10 protein-coding genes, 2 tRNA genes and 3 rRNA genes are annotated in these 15,001 nt (G+C 40.6%); 12 read left to right on the forward strand and 3 right to left on the reverse strand.

Translation table 11 applies throughout. The features are described 5' to 3' along the window. Positions 1 to 2 precede the first annotated feature (2 nt). The 9 genes from mnmE to rrf all read left to right on the forward strand — a co-directional run bounded on the left by mnmE (position 3) and on the right by rrf (position 10,004). Positions 3 to 1,343, forward strand: coding sequence for a tRNA uridine-5-carboxymethylaminomethyl(34) synthesis GTPase MnmE (gene mnmE / locus MS2017_RS00800; RefSeq protein ID WP_122950947.1), 1,341 nt, complete (start codon positions 3 to 5; stop codon positions 1,341 to 1,343). 33 nt (positions 1,344 to 1,376) lie between these two features. Then, positions 1,377 to 2,861 carry a GAF domain-containing sensor histidine kinase gene (locus MS2017_RS00805; protein ID WP_071564594.1) on the forward strand — a complete coding sequence of 495 codons (1,485 nt, stop codon included), beginning with the start codon at positions 1,377 to 1,379 and terminating at the stop codon, positions 2,859 to 2,861. After that, positions 2,858 to 3,487, forward strand: coding sequence for a response regulator (locus MS2017_RS00810; RefSeq protein ID WP_071564593.1), 630 nt, complete (start codon positions 2,858 to 2,860; stop codon positions 3,485 to 3,487). The genes MS2017_RS00805 and MS2017_RS00810 overlap by 4 nt, the downstream gene beginning before the upstream one ends. A 14-nt stretch (positions 3,488 to 3,501) precedes the next feature. After that, the gene (locus MS2017_RS00815; protein WP_071564592.1) at positions 3,502 to 3,966 is read left to right on the forward strand and encodes a rhodanese-like domain-containing protein; all 465 of its coding nucleotides are present in this window, start codon (positions 3,502 to 3,504) and stop codon (positions 3,964 to 3,966) included. A gap of 265 nt (positions 3,967 to 4,231) precedes the next feature. Next, positions 4,232 to 5,765, forward strand: a 16S ribosomal RNA gene (locus MS2017_RS00820). Positions 5,766 to 6,015: 250 nt separating this feature from the next. Next, positions 6,016 to 6,092, forward strand: a tRNA-Ile gene (locus tag MS2017_RS00825). 104 nt (positions 6,093 to 6,196) lie between these two features. Continuing rightward, positions 6,197 to 6,272, forward strand: a tRNA-Ala gene (locus tag MS2017_RS00830). Between the two features lie 489 nt (positions 6,273 to 6,761). Then, positions 6,762 to 9,653, forward strand: a 23S ribosomal RNA gene (locus tag MS2017_RS00835). A gap of 235 nt (positions 9,654 to 9,888) precedes the next feature. Continuing rightward, positions 9,889 to 10,004: ribosomal RNA gene (rrf, locus tag MS2017_RS00840) — 5S ribosomal RNA — on the forward strand. The 16S, 23S and 5S rRNA genes sit together here with 2 tRNA genes alongside, the layout of an rRNA operon. 1,012 nt (positions 10,005 to 11,016) lie before the next feature. Here rrf and MS2017_RS00850 read toward each other — a convergent pair. Then, positions 11,017 to 11,487 (reverse strand): SGNH/GDSL hydrolase family protein, encoded by a 471-nt coding sequence (locus MS2017_RS00850; protein WP_071564590.1) that lies wholly within the window; start codon positions 11,485 to 11,487, stop codon positions 11,017 to 11,019. 63 nt (positions 11,488 to 11,550) lie between these two features. On the opposite strand from MS2017_RS00850, the gene MS2017_RS10995 reads away from it, so the two are divergent. Then, positions 11,551 to 11,793 carry a hypothetical protein gene (locus MS2017_RS10995; RefSeq protein ID WP_164707556.1) on the forward strand — a complete coding sequence of 81 codons (243 nt, stop codon included), beginning with the start codon at positions 11,551 to 11,553 and terminating at the stop codon, positions 11,791 to 11,793. Between the two features lie 228 nt (positions 11,794 to 12,021). Here the strand turns inward: MS2017_RS10995 and MS2017_RS00855 are convergent, their stop codons facing one another. Both MS2017_RS00855 and MS2017_RS00860 read right to left on the reverse strand, forming a co-directional pair. After that, complete coding sequence (locus MS2017_RS00855) at positions 12,022 to 12,687, reverse strand: hypothetical protein (RefSeq protein WP_122950949.1); 666 nt, start codon at positions 12,685 to 12,687, stop codon at positions 12,022 to 12,024. A 297-nt stretch (positions 12,688 to 12,984) separates the two neighbouring features. Then, entirely contained in the window at positions 12,985 to 13,272 is a 288-nt protein-coding gene (locus tag MS2017_RS00860) for a rhodanese-like domain-containing protein (protein WP_122950950.1), read from the reverse strand. Positions 13,273 to 13,352: 80 nt separating this feature from the next. Between MS2017_RS00860 and serS the strand changes: the two genes are divergently transcribed. Both serS and yajC read left to right on the forward strand, forming a co-directional pair. Further along, positions 13,353 to 14,639 carry a serine--tRNA ligase gene (gene serS / locus MS2017_RS00865; protein WP_122950951.1) on the forward strand — a complete coding sequence of 429 codons (1,287 nt, stop codon included), beginning with the start codon at positions 13,353 to 13,355 and terminating at the stop codon, positions 14,637 to 14,639. Between the two features lie 12 nt (positions 14,640 to 14,651). Continuing rightward, positions 14,652 to 14,990 (forward strand): preprotein translocase subunit YajC, encoded by a 339-nt coding sequence (gene yajC, locus MS2017_RS00870; RefSeq protein ID WP_071564586.1) that lies wholly within the window; start codon positions 14,652 to 14,654, stop codon positions 14,988 to 14,990. The last annotated feature ends 11 nt before the right edge of the window (positions 14,991 to 15,001 follow it).

Below are 15,001 nucleotides of genomic sequence, written 5' to 3' on the forward strand. Positions count from 1 at the left end.
TGATGAATAATACAACGACAATTTGTGCATTGGCAAGTGCTTTGGGGCAAGGCGGTATTGGCGTTGTGCGTGTATCAGGTATGCTGGCTGGTGAAATTGCACAAAAGATGTTGGGGAAAATTCCGCAGGCGCGTTATGCGCATTATGGTTCGTTTTTTCATCAGGATGGATATGAGATTGACAAGGGGGTGGCGTTGTTCTTTCCTGCACCACATTCATTTACGGGTGAGGATGTTTTAGAATTGCAAGGGCATGGCGGTATGGTGGTAATGCGTTTGTTGTTAGAGACTTCTATGTCATTGGGTGCGGTGGCAGCTGAGCCGGGGGAATTTTCCAAACGGGCTTTTTTGAATGGCAAGATGGATTTGGTGCAAGCAGAGGCGGTGGCAGATATTATTGATGCCAGTTCGCAGCAATCGGCTCGTTCGGCATTAAGATCTTTGTCGGGGGAGTTTTCTGATCAAGTCAATGCTTTAACTCAGGCGTTGATTGAGTTGCGAGTTTTTGTTGAGGCGACGATTGATTTTTCTGATGAAGAGATTGATTTTTTGGCGTCAGGCGAAGTCAAACAAAAGATTGAACAAATTGAGCAGGATATTCAAGTCATCTTAGGTGCAGCGCAGCAAGGTGCGATTTTAAGAGAAGGTTTAAATGTTGCAATTGCAGGCAAGCCAAATGCAGGCAAATCTTCTTTATTGAATGCATTAACGCAAGTACCGAGTGCGATTGTTACCGACATTGCAGGCACCACACGAGATGTGCTGAAAGAGACAATACATATCCACGGCATGCCGCTGAATATCATTGATACAGCAGGATTACGCACGAGTGAAGACAAAGTGGAACAAGAGGGCATTAAAAGAGCATATTCGGAAATTGAACAGGCAGATGTCGTGTTGCTGGTGTTTGATGCGCAAGATAAAGTGCCAGATTTTTCGATTTTGCCGAGCGGTATTGAAGGTAAACCGATATTATTGATTAAGAATAAAGTGGATTTAACCAGCGATGTTGTAGGTGTGGTGCATTTAGAATGCCACACTCAATTGTCAATTTGCGCCAAACACTCGAAAGGGATTGATTTGTTGAGACAAAAACTTGCAGAAATTGCGGGTTTAAGCGATACTGGTGAAGGCGTTTTGTTGGCACGAAAACGCCATATTATTGCGTTAGAAGCTGCATTAACAGCGGTGCGTGACGCTTTGGCACAACTTGATAATAGTGCCGTTGAACTGCTTGCCCAGGAATTACGCCAAGCTGCTCAGGATTTGGGGAGCATTACTGGTGAGTTTTCATCGGATGATTTATTGGGCGAAATTTTTTCTTCTTTTTGCATTGGTAAATAAGAATGAGAAATCCTTTGCCACACCTTGAAAACTATGAATATTAAAACTAAATTTTATCTTTATTTTTTAATCACAGTTATTTTATCGCCATTGTTGTTATATGAGTTGGTTATGGTTTTCCAAGCGTTTAATGGGGTTGATGTGGCGCTTGTTTTGTTAATATTGTTGGTGTATTTAGGTCTGTATTTGTCTATTCGTAAAGATTTTTTATTGCCATTTAGTGATTTGCAACAATGGGTATATGAATACAATATAGATCAAAGTGCACGCCTAAGTGATACGCAAAAAACTACTTTTCAGCCTGTTGCGGCGGCGATTAACCATTTGATTGAGGAGAATCAGTATCTTTATGACGATATGGAAAATGTTTTGCAAAAACAAATTCAGCGATTGAGTCAAAAGTCTGCCTTTTTAGAAACTTTGTATGGTGTCTCGTCAAAACTTAATACGATGCACTCAAGTGAAGAATTGTTTGAGTATTTTTTGGATATTTTTATGAATATGACGGGTGCTGATTCTGCTGTGGCACGGCGTTTAACCGTTGATGGAGAAATGCATTTGGTCGCACAACGAGGTGTGATTGATAAACAGGGGCAAGTGCTTGATGTGCTTAGTAGCGATTGTTTTTGTGGTGAAGTGGCCATGGCGCAAGACACTTGTGTGCAATTTAGCGTGCATACTTGTGCCAAGTGTGTGGGCAAGAAGTCTGCAACTAAAGCGCATGTTGGTACGATTTTTGTGCCACTTAGGTATCACGGCAAAACGCTAGGTGTGTTTAATTTATTTTTTGACAGTGAGCCGTCACTTGCTTTTGATGAGCGTGCATTGCTTGAATCAATTGCTGAAAATATTGCTATTGCACTTGATAAGGCTCGACTTGATGAAGAAACTAAGCGAATGGAGCTTTCGCAAGAGGGTTTGTTTTTATCGCAAGAAATTCATGATTCTTTGGCACAAACTATTTACAGTTTAAAACTACAAGTCACTGTTTTAGAAGATATGTTAAAGCAAGACAGCAAAGAAGATGCCAGCAAAAAAGTTGCCAGTTTGCAATCCAACATCACTCAAGCCAATCAAGAGCTCAGAGAATTAATGTGTAATTTTCGTGTGCCATTAGACCCTAAAGGCATTGAAGCATCATTAGAAAATTTAGCCAATCGTTTTAGAATTGAAGAAGGTATTGCAACTTATCTCCAAGTAGAAGGGAAATTTGACTTTACACCAGAAACAGAAATGCAAATTATGCGCATTACTCAGGAGGCATTGTCTAATATTCGTAAGCATGCTAAAGCACGCAATGTGCGGATTTTGCTTTCTGCCGAGCCACATTTTCAGTTGTTAATTGAAGACGATGGCATAGGTTTTAAAAAAATCCAGTTTGATGCTGAAGTAATGGGGAATAATATCGGCATGAATATTATGCAAGAACGAGCGACTAGAATTGGTGCGCATATTGAGATTGAATCGGAAGCTGATGAAGGCACTAGAGTGATTGTAACTTTTGGAGAAAATTTATGAAGGTTTATATTATTGATGACCATGCGTTGTTCCGTAATGGGCTGGTTTCATTATTAGAGTCCAGAAAGATTAGCGCCAAAGCAGCGTCTTCGCCCGAACAAGGGCTAAGTGAAATCCCAGATTTGTTAGTAGACATTATTTTGCTTGATTTGCGTATGCCCAGTATGTCAGGCATTGAAGTTTTAAAAGCATTGAAAAAACAAGGCAACAAAACGCCAGTAGTAATGCTCACCACAAGCACAGATGAGAACGATTTGCGTGATTGTTTAAAATATGGCGCACAAGGCTACTTATTAAAAGATATGGATCCAGATGAATTAGTATATGCCCTAGACGAAATAAGAACAGGTTCCATTATCGTTGCACAAGATATGACGCCTATATTGGCAAAGGTATTGCGTAATGAATTAACCGATGGTGATCCTTCTTTTGATTTATTAACGAATCGAGAAAAAGAAGTTGCTTGTCAAATTGCCGGCGGGCATAGCAATAAAGTTATTGCCAGAGAATTAGGAATTTCGGACGGCACAGTGAAATTACATGTTAAATCTATTCTTAAAAAACTATCACTGTCTTCAAGAGTTGAAGTTGCGGTGATGGTAACGAAAAAAAGCTATTGTAAATAAACCCACTTTAAATTATGGATGATTATCAAAAATTAGTAGAACAAGCATTAGAATCTGTAAGCGAGATAATGCCTTGGGATTTAGAAGAAGACATTCCCGACACTGGTTTAATCTTATTAGACATTAGAGAGCAGGATGAGTTTAATAGAATGCACATTCCAAATTCCATTCACATCCCTAGAGGATTGCTTGAAAGTGCTTGCGTTTGGAACTATGACGACACCGTGCCGATGTTAGCCGCTAGTAGAAATCAAAACATTGTATTGATTTGTCGCTCAGGTAATCGTTCTGTACTTGCGGCACAGACTTTACAACAAATGGGCTTTGAAAATGTGCGCTCCCTGAAGCTTGGCATTAAAGGCTGGAATGATAATGATTTCGAAATGCTTGATATAAAAGGCAATATTGTTGATATTGATCAGGCTGATGAATGGCTTAACCGTGCCGTTACAGATGAAAAACGACAGCCTAATTCTTAATTTTAATAATTAATTTAATAAAAAAGTAAAATAGTACTTGACAGCAAGATTCATCTGAGTATAATGACCACCTTTCACTGAGTAGAAACATTTAATTCTTTCAACTTAGTTGCTCTTTAAAAATTTATCAAACAACTTGTGTGGGCACTCGTACATTAAATTGTGCAAGTGCACATAAAAAAACTAAAGCAATAAAGCTTTTAAAAAATTGAACGCAAAGCGCACTTATTTATAAGTGTTGCCAATGTTCTAAATAGTTAGAATTAAACTGAAGAGTTTGATCCTGGCTCAGATTGAACGCTGGCGGTATGCTTAACACATGCAAGTCGAACGGAAACGATAAGAGCTTGCTCTTAGGCGTCGAGTGGCGGACGGGTGAGTAACGCGTAGGAATCTGCCTAGTAGTGGGGGATAGCCCAGAGAAATCTGGATTAATACCGCATAATATCTATGGATTAAAGTGGAGGATCTTCGGACTTCACGCTACTAGATGAGCCTGCGTAAGATTAGCTTGTTGGTGAGGTAAAAGCTCACCAAGGCGACGATCTTTAGCTGGTCTGAGAGGATGATCAGCCACACTGGGACTGAGACACGGCCCAGACTCCTACGGGAGGCAGCAGTGGGGAATATTGGACAATGGGGGCAACCCTGATCCAGCAATACCGCGTGTGTGAAGAAGGCCTGAGGGTTGTAAAGCACTTTCAATTGGGAAGAAAAGCTAATGGTTAATACCCATTAGCCTTGACGTTACCTTTAGAAGAAGCACCGGCTAACTCCGTGCCAGCAGCCGCGGTAATACGGAGGGTGCAAGCGTTAATCGGAATTACTGGGCGTAAAGCGTGCGTAGGTGGTTTGTTAAGTCAGATGTGAAAGCCCTGGGCTCAACCTAGGAACTGCATTTGAAACTGGCAAACTAGAGTATAGGAGAGGAAAGTGGAATTTCAGGTGTAGCGGTGAAATGCGTAGATATCTGAAGGAACATCAATGGCGAAGGCAGCTTTCTGGACTAATACTGACACTGAGGTACGAAAGCGTGGGTAGCAAACAGGATTAGATACCCTGGTAGTCCACGCCGTAAACGATGACAACTAGCCGTTGGGAGGATTTACCTCTTAGTGGCGAAGCTAACGCGTTAAGTTGTCCGCCTGGGGAGTACGGCCGCAAGGTTAAAACTCAAAGGAATTGACGGGGACCCGCACAAGCGGTGGAGCATGTGGTTTAATTCGATGCAACGCGAAGAACCTTACCTGGTCTTGACATACACGGAACTTTCCAGAGATGGATTGGTGCCTTCGGGAACCGTGATACAGGTGCTGCATGGCTGTCGTCAGCTCGTGTCGTGAGATGTTGGGTTAAGTCCCGTAACGAGCGCAACCCTTATCTTTATTTGCCAGCACATCATGGTGGGAACTATAAAGAGACTGCCGGTGATAAACCGGAGGAAGGCGGGGACGACGTCAAGTCATCATGGCCCTTACGACCAGGGCTACACACGTGCTACAATGGGAAGGACAAAGGGTCGCAACCTCGCGAGAGCAAGCTAATCTCATAAACCTTTTCGTAGTCCGGATCGGAGTCTGCAACTCGACTCCGTGAAGTCGGAATCGCTAGTAATCGTAGATCAGAACGCTACGGTGAATACGTTCCCGGGTCTTGTACACACCGCCCGTCATACCATGGGAGTGGGTTGCAAAAGAAGTGGGTAGCTTATCTGGGCGCTCACCACTTTGTGATTCATGACTGGGGTAAAGTCGTAACAAGGTAGCCCTAGCGGAAGCTGGGGCTGGATCACCTCCTTAAGAAAAGTATGAGTGTCCACAACAAGTTGTTTGATAAAAAATAAAGAAGAATGAAATAATATCTTATCTTTTGATTGTAATAGATTTATATTCAATAAAAAAAGTGTGCTAAAGTCAGAAATAGAAACTGGAATTGGTGCATTTTTTGAATTTACAATATTTACTGAAAGTAGAATATTTGAATAATCTATTGCTAACCTAAGCATACTTAGTGTTTTAATATATTTTTTCTCGAAAGATAACATCATTCGGGTCTGTAGCTCAGTTGGTTAGAGCGCACCCCTGATAAGGGTGAGGTCGGTGGTTCAAATCCACCCAGACCCACCAAATTTTCATTTTTGACTGCGTTCTCGGTTCAGTTGTTTATTAACATAAACTCTATTGCCTCCGCTTTACAAAAATAAAAATGACGGTGTTTACACTGTTTTCAAGGGGCCATAGCTCAGCTGGGAGAGCGCTTGCCTTGCACGCAAGAGGTCGGGAGTTCGATCCTCCCTGGCTCCACCACATTGTTTTTGCTTTTGCAAAAAAACTAAGTTTTCATTTTTTTAAAAACTTAAATAAAGTCATATTGTGATTTTATTTAAGTTTTTATACCACGCTTACGGGTGTGGAGCTCTTTAACAATTTAATACATGAAGTAAAGTTTGTAAATATACAATATAACAACGCGAAAACTGTTGTGATGACAGTTTTCATTGGTGTATTGCATTGACACAACAATTTCAAAAAATATGGATTCTCATAGGCGGCATAAAAACCGCCGATGAAATAAAAAAGAATTCACCGATTGTGATTTATCACAATTTGTGACTTCAAGGTGAAATACGAAATCATACAACACCAGGTTACAAGGCTTTGGATTTTGTTTGTTTGTTTGTAAAGCGTTTTTGAATTCTTGAGGGTATTTAGTTTTTCTAGATAACTGATTGAACGAAAAAACAACATAACAAATAGATAAAAGTTAAAGCCATAACAGATACTTTGGGGTTATATGGTCAAGTGAATAAGTGCATACGACGGATGCCTTGGCATTAGAAGGCGATGAAGGACGTGATAATCTGCGATAAGCTTCGGTTAGCTGATAATAAGCATTATTAGCCGGAGATCTCCGAATGGGAAAACCCAGTGGTCATCAGACCATTATCCTTAACTGAATACATAGGTTAAGGAGGCAAACCTAGGGAACTGAAACATCTAAGTACCTAGAGGAAAAGAAATCAACCGAGATTCCCTTAGTAGCGGCGAGCGAACGGGGAACAGCCCTTAAGCATATTTTAAATTACTAGAATGTTCTGGAAAGTTCAACGATACAGGGTGATAGTCCCGTATAGGAAAATTTAATTTATGTGAAATCGAGTAAGGCGGCGCACGTGAAACGCTGTTTGAATATGGGGGGACCACCCTCCAAGGCTAAATACTCTCTAATGACCGATAGTGAACAAGTACCGTGAGGGAAAGGCGAAAAGAACCCCGGGAGGGGAGTGAAATAGAACCTGAAATCGTATGCATACAAGCAGTAGGAGCGGATTTATTCCGTGACTGCGTACCTTTTGTATAATGGGTCAGCGACTTACTTCTCAGTAGCAAGGTTAACCATTAGGGGAGCCGTAGGGAAACCGAGTCTTAAATGGGCGTTTAGTTGCTGGGAGTAGACCCGAAACCGGGTGATCTATCCATGGCCAGGGTGAAGGTTAGGTAAAACTAACTGGAGGCCCGAACCCACTTATGTTGAAAAATGAGGGGATGAGCTGTGGATAGGGGTGAAAGGCCAAACAAACCCGGAGATAGCTGGTTCTCTCCGAAATCTATTTAGGTAGAGCGTCATGTATTACTTCAGGGGGTAGAGCACTGTTATGGCTAGCGGGTCGTCAAGACTTAGTAAACCATTGCAAACTCCGAATACCTGAAAGTATGAGCATGGCAGACACACTGCGGGTGCTAACGTCCGTAGTGGAAAGGGAAACAACCCAGACCGTCAGCTAAGGTCCCAAAATTGTAGTTAAGTGGGAAACGATGTGAAAAGGCCCAGACAGCCAGGAGGTTGGCTTAGAAGCAGCCATTCCTTTAAAGAGTGCGTAATAGCTCACTGGTCGAGTCGGTTTGCGCGGAAGATTTAACGGGGCTAAAACTACATACCGAAGCTACGGATCGCAATTTATTGCGATGGTAGGAGAGCGTTCTGTAAGCCGTTGAAGGTGAACTGTGAGGTTTGCTGGAGGTATCAGAAGTGCGAATGCTGACATGAGTAACGATAAAGGGGGTGAAAAACCCCCTCGCCAGAAGTCCAAGGTTTCCTACGCAACGTTAATCGGCGTAGGGTTAGTCGGCCCCTAAGGCGAGGCAGAAATGCGTAGTCGATGGGAAACAGGTTAATATTCCTGTACTTCATATAACTGCGATGGGAAGACGGAGAAGGTTAGCGCAGCTTGGCGATGGTTGTCCAAGTTCAAGCGTGTAGAAATGAGTTTTAGGAAAATCCGGAACTCTCTATTTCAAGGCGTGATAACGATCCCTCTTTTGGGAGAAGTGCGTGATACCATGCTTCCAGGAAAATCCTCTAAGCTTCAGGTTATATGAAACCGTACCCCAAACCGACACAGGTGGACGAGATGAGAATTCTAAGGCGCTTGAGAGAACTCGGGTGAAGGAACTAGGCAAAATGACACCGTAACTTCGGGAGAAGGTGTGCTCTTGCCGGTGATTTTACTTGCTAAATGAGCTGGTAAGAGTTGAAGATACCAGGTGGCTCCGACTGTTTATTAAAAACACAGCACTCTGCAAACACGTAAGTGGACGTATAGGGTGTGACGCCTGCCCGGTGCTTGAAGGTTAATTGATGAGGTTAGGATTCGTCCGAAGCTTTTGATCGAAGCCCAAGTAAACGGCGGCCGTAACTATAACGGTCCTAAGGTAGCGAAATTCCTTGTCGGGTAAGTTCCGACCTGCACGAATGGCGTAACGAGGGCCACACTGTCTCCACCCGAGACTCAGTGAAATTGAAATTGCTGTTAAGATGCAGTATACCCGCGGCCAGACGGAAAGACCCCGTGCACCTTTACTACAGCTTTGCATTGAACTCTGATCCTACTTGTGTAGGATAGGTGGGAGGCTTTGAAGCTTGAACGCTAGTTTGAGTGGAGCCACCCTTGAAATACCACCCTGGTATGGTTGGGGTTCTAACCTAGGTCCGTTATCCGGATTGGGGACAATGCATGGTGGGTAGTTTGACTGGGGCGGTCTCCTCCCAAAGAGTAACGGAGGAGCGCAAAGGTACCCTCAGCACGGTCGGACATCGTGCAATGAGCGCAAAGGTAAAAGGGTGCTTGACTGCGAGACTGACACGTCGAGCAGGTAGGAAACTAGGTCTTAGTGATCCGGTGGTTCTGAGTGGAAGGACCATCGCTCAACGGATAAAAGGTACGCCGGGGATAACAGGCTGATACCGCCCAAGAGTTCACATCGACGGCGGTGTTTGGCACCTCGATGTCGGCTCATCACATCCTGGGGCTGAAGCAGGTCCCAAGGGTATGGCTGTTCGCCATTTAAAGTGGTACGCGAGCTGGGTTTAGAACGTCGTGAGACAGTTCGGTCCCTATCTACCGTGGGCGTTGGAGACTTGAGGGAAGCTGTTCTTAGTACGAGAGGACCGGAATGGACACACCTCTGGTGTTTCGGTTGTGACGCCAGTCGCATTGCCGAGTAGCTATGTGTGGAAAGGATAACCGCTGAAAGCATCTAAGCGGGAAGCCCCTCCCAAGATTAGGTCTCCCTGATAGTTTAACTATCCTAAAGATCCCTTGAAGACTACGAGGTTGATAGGCAGGGTGTGGAAGCGCAGTGATGTGTGAAGCTAACCTGTACTAATTGATCGTGAGGCTTGACCATATAACACCCAAATTATTTGAATTGAATCTATAATTTTTGTGTTGATGTGTCATGCAATACACTGAGTAAGTGTACAAACTTTATAAATGTATTTTATTGTTATACCTTCTGGTTAGTAATAACCAAGGTATAAAAACTTTTTAATTTGTTTTTTGAGATTTGAAACCAAGACTAAAGGTAACGAAAGATCTGTTACTCTAAAGCTTTGTCAAGCCTTAAAAAAACAACCAGTTTGCTTAGTGACAATAGCGAGTGTGACCCACCTGATCCCATACCGAACTCAGAAGTGAAACCACTTAGCGCCGATGGTAGTGTGGGGTCTCCCCATGTGAGAGTAGGACATTGCTAGGCTTTAATTCAAAAATACCCGACTTCTAAATATAGAAGTCGGGTATTTTTTTGTCTAAGATTTAGCGTTAGGGAATTATAAATATTGCTTTAATCAGCTGTTCTTTCTTGATTTAAGCACAAACACCTGTCCTCTAGTAGTTAGCACTATTGCAAGCCCGAATCTGTTGCCACCAGTTTTTCTGTTTCTGGATTTTTCTAGTCGATAAAAAAGATTGAAAACCTTTTTTATAGATTTTCTGTAATTCCCGATTCGCTGATCTTAATTTGTTTCGTAGCTTGTTGTTCATTGCTGCAGCCAAATAGAATTTCTACAGAGTTTATTACAAGGTTTGTAGATATTCTTTTATATGTTAGGGGCATAATGCTGGTAGCACTTAATACCATTTTCAAAAATAAACCAAACAATCTATTGTTAATATCTGGGTGACTATAAGTGCTATATTGTTCATTTTATTTTTGAAAATGGTACAAATTTTAATAGCTATTTTGGGTTGTTGGTTTTCAATCTTATTGACGATATTGCTTAATTCTTGAAGTGAAGTTGCTCGGATTTTTACTCTCTCTTGCAAGTGCCGCTCCCACTCTCGGAACTTCGTTAATAAAAGAATAAACAAGGTTGCGTTAAAAAGTGTGTATAGATCGTGGGTAATGCCTGATAAAGGCATGATTTTATTAGATTGTTGAGTGAGAAATGAAGTTCTGTTGTTCCATTTTTTTTAATGGAATCTAGTCAATTGCCTTTGTTGACAAGGTAAGATACTTTAACAAGTTTATCTAATGGTTTGATAAGTCGTGTAGTTAGAAATATAGCCCATCTTGTTGAATGGTGCTTTCTTTCAGTACACTTGTTTCAATGATTTTTTAAATAAGTGCAAGGAAAGAGTTGTTTAATGTGGAGGTGTTTTTATTGGCGTTACTTAAAATCACGCCCTATTTATTAGGCACTTGTTTTGCTAGTAGAGTTTTTTATAAAACCCTTTGACTTGGCCATATAATGGCATTATATTGAATGTTATCTATTAATAGATTCTGGCATTTTAAATGTATTGTGACAGGCGATACAATTTTTCATTAAAGCATCAAGTTTTGTGCGTAACAAATGCATATCTTGCTTTTGTTTTGCGAGATCTGAAATTTCATCAAATCTCTTTCGTGTATCAAAACCGAGTATTTTCATGGCAATCGGTATTTTTCTAAAAATTGCCCCAGGTGTTCCTGCCTCTGCTTGCATTCCCGCTTTAGTTGATAAGGTTATTATTTTATCAATGTTTTTTTCTGTAATAGCTTGGCTTATACCCTGTACGCTCACTAAAAAATCACGCATCTCACCTAAAATTAAGTCTCTTTCGTTCTTGTCTAAAATAACCGATACACGATTATCATCAGAAGGCTCAACATTGCCTTTAGTAACTTTATATCCAACAGCAATAAGTATTATTAATAATACAACAATAACACCCCAAAGTATTTTTATATTTTTCATAATTTTTTCCTGTAATTATTTTTAACTTAAAAGAATGTGTTTTTCATATAATGGCAAGAGTTAATGCTTTATCTGTTTGAATGCCATTTCTATTTTGAAATAGAGTTTTCCATATTCAAAATTAATATTACGACCTTTAGAGACCTTTGCATAAATATAAATAATCATCAAGAATCCACTTTTCACCCACTTGGTAATTTTTTAAACCCAGCCTTAGCCCTGCTAGGACAAGGTTTAAGAAAATCACCAAGTGGGCAAAAATTGAATTTTGCTAATCATCCATATTTATGCAAAGGTCTCCTTTAGTATAACGCCAGTTCAATCTAAGGAGTGCTTCTGTTCTATTGTCACTATAATTGCCAGTTTGCGAATCCATGCCCATTATTTTACCTTGTTTTTCATAATTGATTCGTAAGGATGGGACTAATGATGGCTTCTAAGGGCAACCACTAGATACTTTTGGACGCTCAACCTTTGGGGTTAGAGTGAAAGCTAGTGTTAGTGGAGTCCCCTGCATTAGACATATGGGTGACTTTAGGTAAGGTGCTCGCCTGAGGATTTGTTTGTATAGTTAATATCTTTTCTAGTAGATTGACGCTTGGAACGCGGGATTTTATTGGCTTTATTGTCAGACTGTTGTTTTTTAGAAATGATTTTATCAACCGATACTAGGTCATCAACGCTTTGGGCAATTTTTTTAAAGGCTTTGGGTGCTTGGATTTCCACCATTTGTTGCACAATCCACTTTTCATCAACATCCGTCATGGCCAGTTTGATTTTTTCACCGAAGTATCTTAAAAAGCGATAATTAGGCTCATTGCCGATAAATTCGTAGTCAGAGTAATCTTGCGAGCGCTGATTGTAGGTGTTGATGAATGATTTCCAGTGATTGCCTTCGCCAATGCGTTCGGTTTTGTTTTCTTGGTAGTAAAAGGCAGATTGTTTCGCCAGTTTGTTGATTAATTCTTGTCGTTGCTTGCTATTGAGTGTTTTAAATACAAGGCGGTCAATGGACTGAATAAGAAAGCATAGATACTCAGTAATAACATCAAACACTTGTTCTTTTTCAATTACAAAGCCTTCATTGATTAAATCTTCAAGATGGTTTTTGGTGATACGCCAGCAGATAAACGCCATAGCGCCGCCAATATCTTCGATGGTTTTAACTTGGCTTTTGTGCCATTTACTTTTTACTCGCATAATAGGATTTTAACAAAATTAACTTTGCTTGCAATTGTAGTTTTGAAAATAACCACCTAAGGGAGACTTTTGCATAAATTTATGAACAATTGTCAGTAACTTACTTTTTTGCCAATTATTCATATTTATACAAAGGTCTCGTATAATATTTTTTATTTTTGCATTTTCATGGGTAAGCGCAGGCAATGCGAAGTGCGTTACAGCAAGCACATATTATTGATTGGATTGCTACTGGTAAAGAGGAAATGGAGGTTATAGATTTTGCTGAAATTTAGTGCAAGATATCAATCTTTTTGGTTATTCGCAGTTGTAGTTTTTAAATGAGCCTAAGTCATTGACATTATTAAAGCCCATTTTTACTAGATAGTTCTTAGCAGTGGAAGAGCGCATACCTGTAAGGCAATACAAGACAATTGCTTTGTTTTCATCCAATATGTTTTTCGCATTCATGATAGATTGTAGTGGCAAATTGATAGCATTTGGTAATGAACCTTGAGAAAATTCACTGCTTGAGCGCACATCAACCAATTGAGCGCCATCGGCTAAGAGTTTGCAAGCATCACTGCCTGAGAATGAGTTGAACATAGTATAATTCCTTGATAATTTTTTAAGTGAATATGGATTTATCTAATATTCTCTCTATATAAGGATATAATTATATACTAATGTTAAGTGCAAAACAACTAAGAAACGATATTAAATCAATTGAACTGGCGTTGAAAAAACGCAATTTTTCTTTTGATGTTAATGCCTTGTCTGTTTTAGAAGAGCAGCGTAAAAAAAATCAAGTTGAAACGCAAGATTTACAAAATTTACGCAATACACAGTCAAAAGCCATTGGGAAGGCAAAATCTGCTGGCGAAGATATTAAGCCACTATTGGATGCAGTGGCTGACTTAGGCGACAAGCTTACTGTGGCAAAAAGTGAATTAAAAAACATTCAGCAAAAAATTGATGCAATTGTTATGGCCATGCCAAATATGCCACATAAATCAGTACCAGAAGGCAACTCTGAAGATGACAATGTTGAGGTGCTCAAATGGGGTGAGCCACAACAGTATGATTTTAAAGTGAAGGACCATGTTGACTTAGGTGAGTTGCATGGCTTAGATTTTGAAACTGCCGCTAAAATATCAGGTGCTCGTTTTTCCGTAATGACAGGAAAAATTGCACGCTTACATCGTGCCTTAACTCAGTTTATGCTCAATTATCATGTTAATAATGGTTATACTGAAGCTTATGTGCCGTATTTGGTTAATGCAGAGTCGCTTGTGGGCACGGGTCAATTGCCTAAATTTGAGGCGGATTTGTTTAAAACGGTTTTACATGGCGAAGAAGGCGAAGCAAAAACTTTGTATTTAATTCCCACAGGTGAGGTACCCATCACCAATATGATGCGTGATAAAATAGTAAAAGAAAGTGATTTGCCAATTAAGTTTGTTGGGCATACGCCAAGTTTTCGCTCTGAGGCAGGTGCTTATGGGCGAGATACTCGTGGCTTGATTCGTCAGCATCAATTTGAAAAGGTGGAAATGGTGCAGGTAGTCAAAGCACAGGATGCTTATCAGACATTAGAAGAGTTGACAGCACATGCAGAAGGCGTTCTTCAGGCATTGGAATTACCATATCGTAAGGTTAATTTGTGTGCAGGTGATTTGGGTTTTTCAGCGGCTAAAACTTATGACTTGGAAGTGTGGTTGCCAGGGCAAAATACTTATAGAGAGATTTCTTCATGCTCTTGTTTTGAGGATTTTCAGGCGAGACGCTTACAACTTAGGTGGAAAAATCCAGAAACTAATGAGACAGAATTGTTACATACTTTGAATGGCTCTGGTTTGGCAGTTGGAAGAACATTAGTGGCAGTGTTAGAAAACCACCAGCAAGCCGATGGAAGTATTAAAATACCCGATGTGCTGCACAGTTATATGGGCGGCATTACTATTATTAATTAGGAGAAGAAAGCAATGAATTTATTAGATTTAATTATATCGCCAGCGTTTGCGGAGGGCGAAGCAGCAACGATTTCAGGTTCTGGATTAGGTGATTTGGTGCCCTTGGTGTTATTATTTGTGGTTTTTTATTTTTTATTAATCAGACCACAACAAAAACGCGCCAAAGAGCATAAAATTTTGTTGACAGCTTTAAAAAAAGGCGATGAAATCGTAACTAACGGCGGTGTGATTGGCGTAGTGAAGTCGGTGGACGAGTCTTTTGCTATGCTTGAAATCGCTAATGGCGTCATCATCAAAGTGCAAAAGCAAGGGATTAATCAAAAAATGCCTAAAGGCAGTGCAAACATTTAACTTTAAGACAA

This window comes from Bathymodiolus thermophilus thioautotrophic gill symbiont, assembly GCF_003711265.1.
In the GTDB taxonomy this organism is placed as follows: Bacteria; Pseudomonadota; Gammaproteobacteria; order PS1; family Pseudothioglobaceae; genus Thiodubiliella.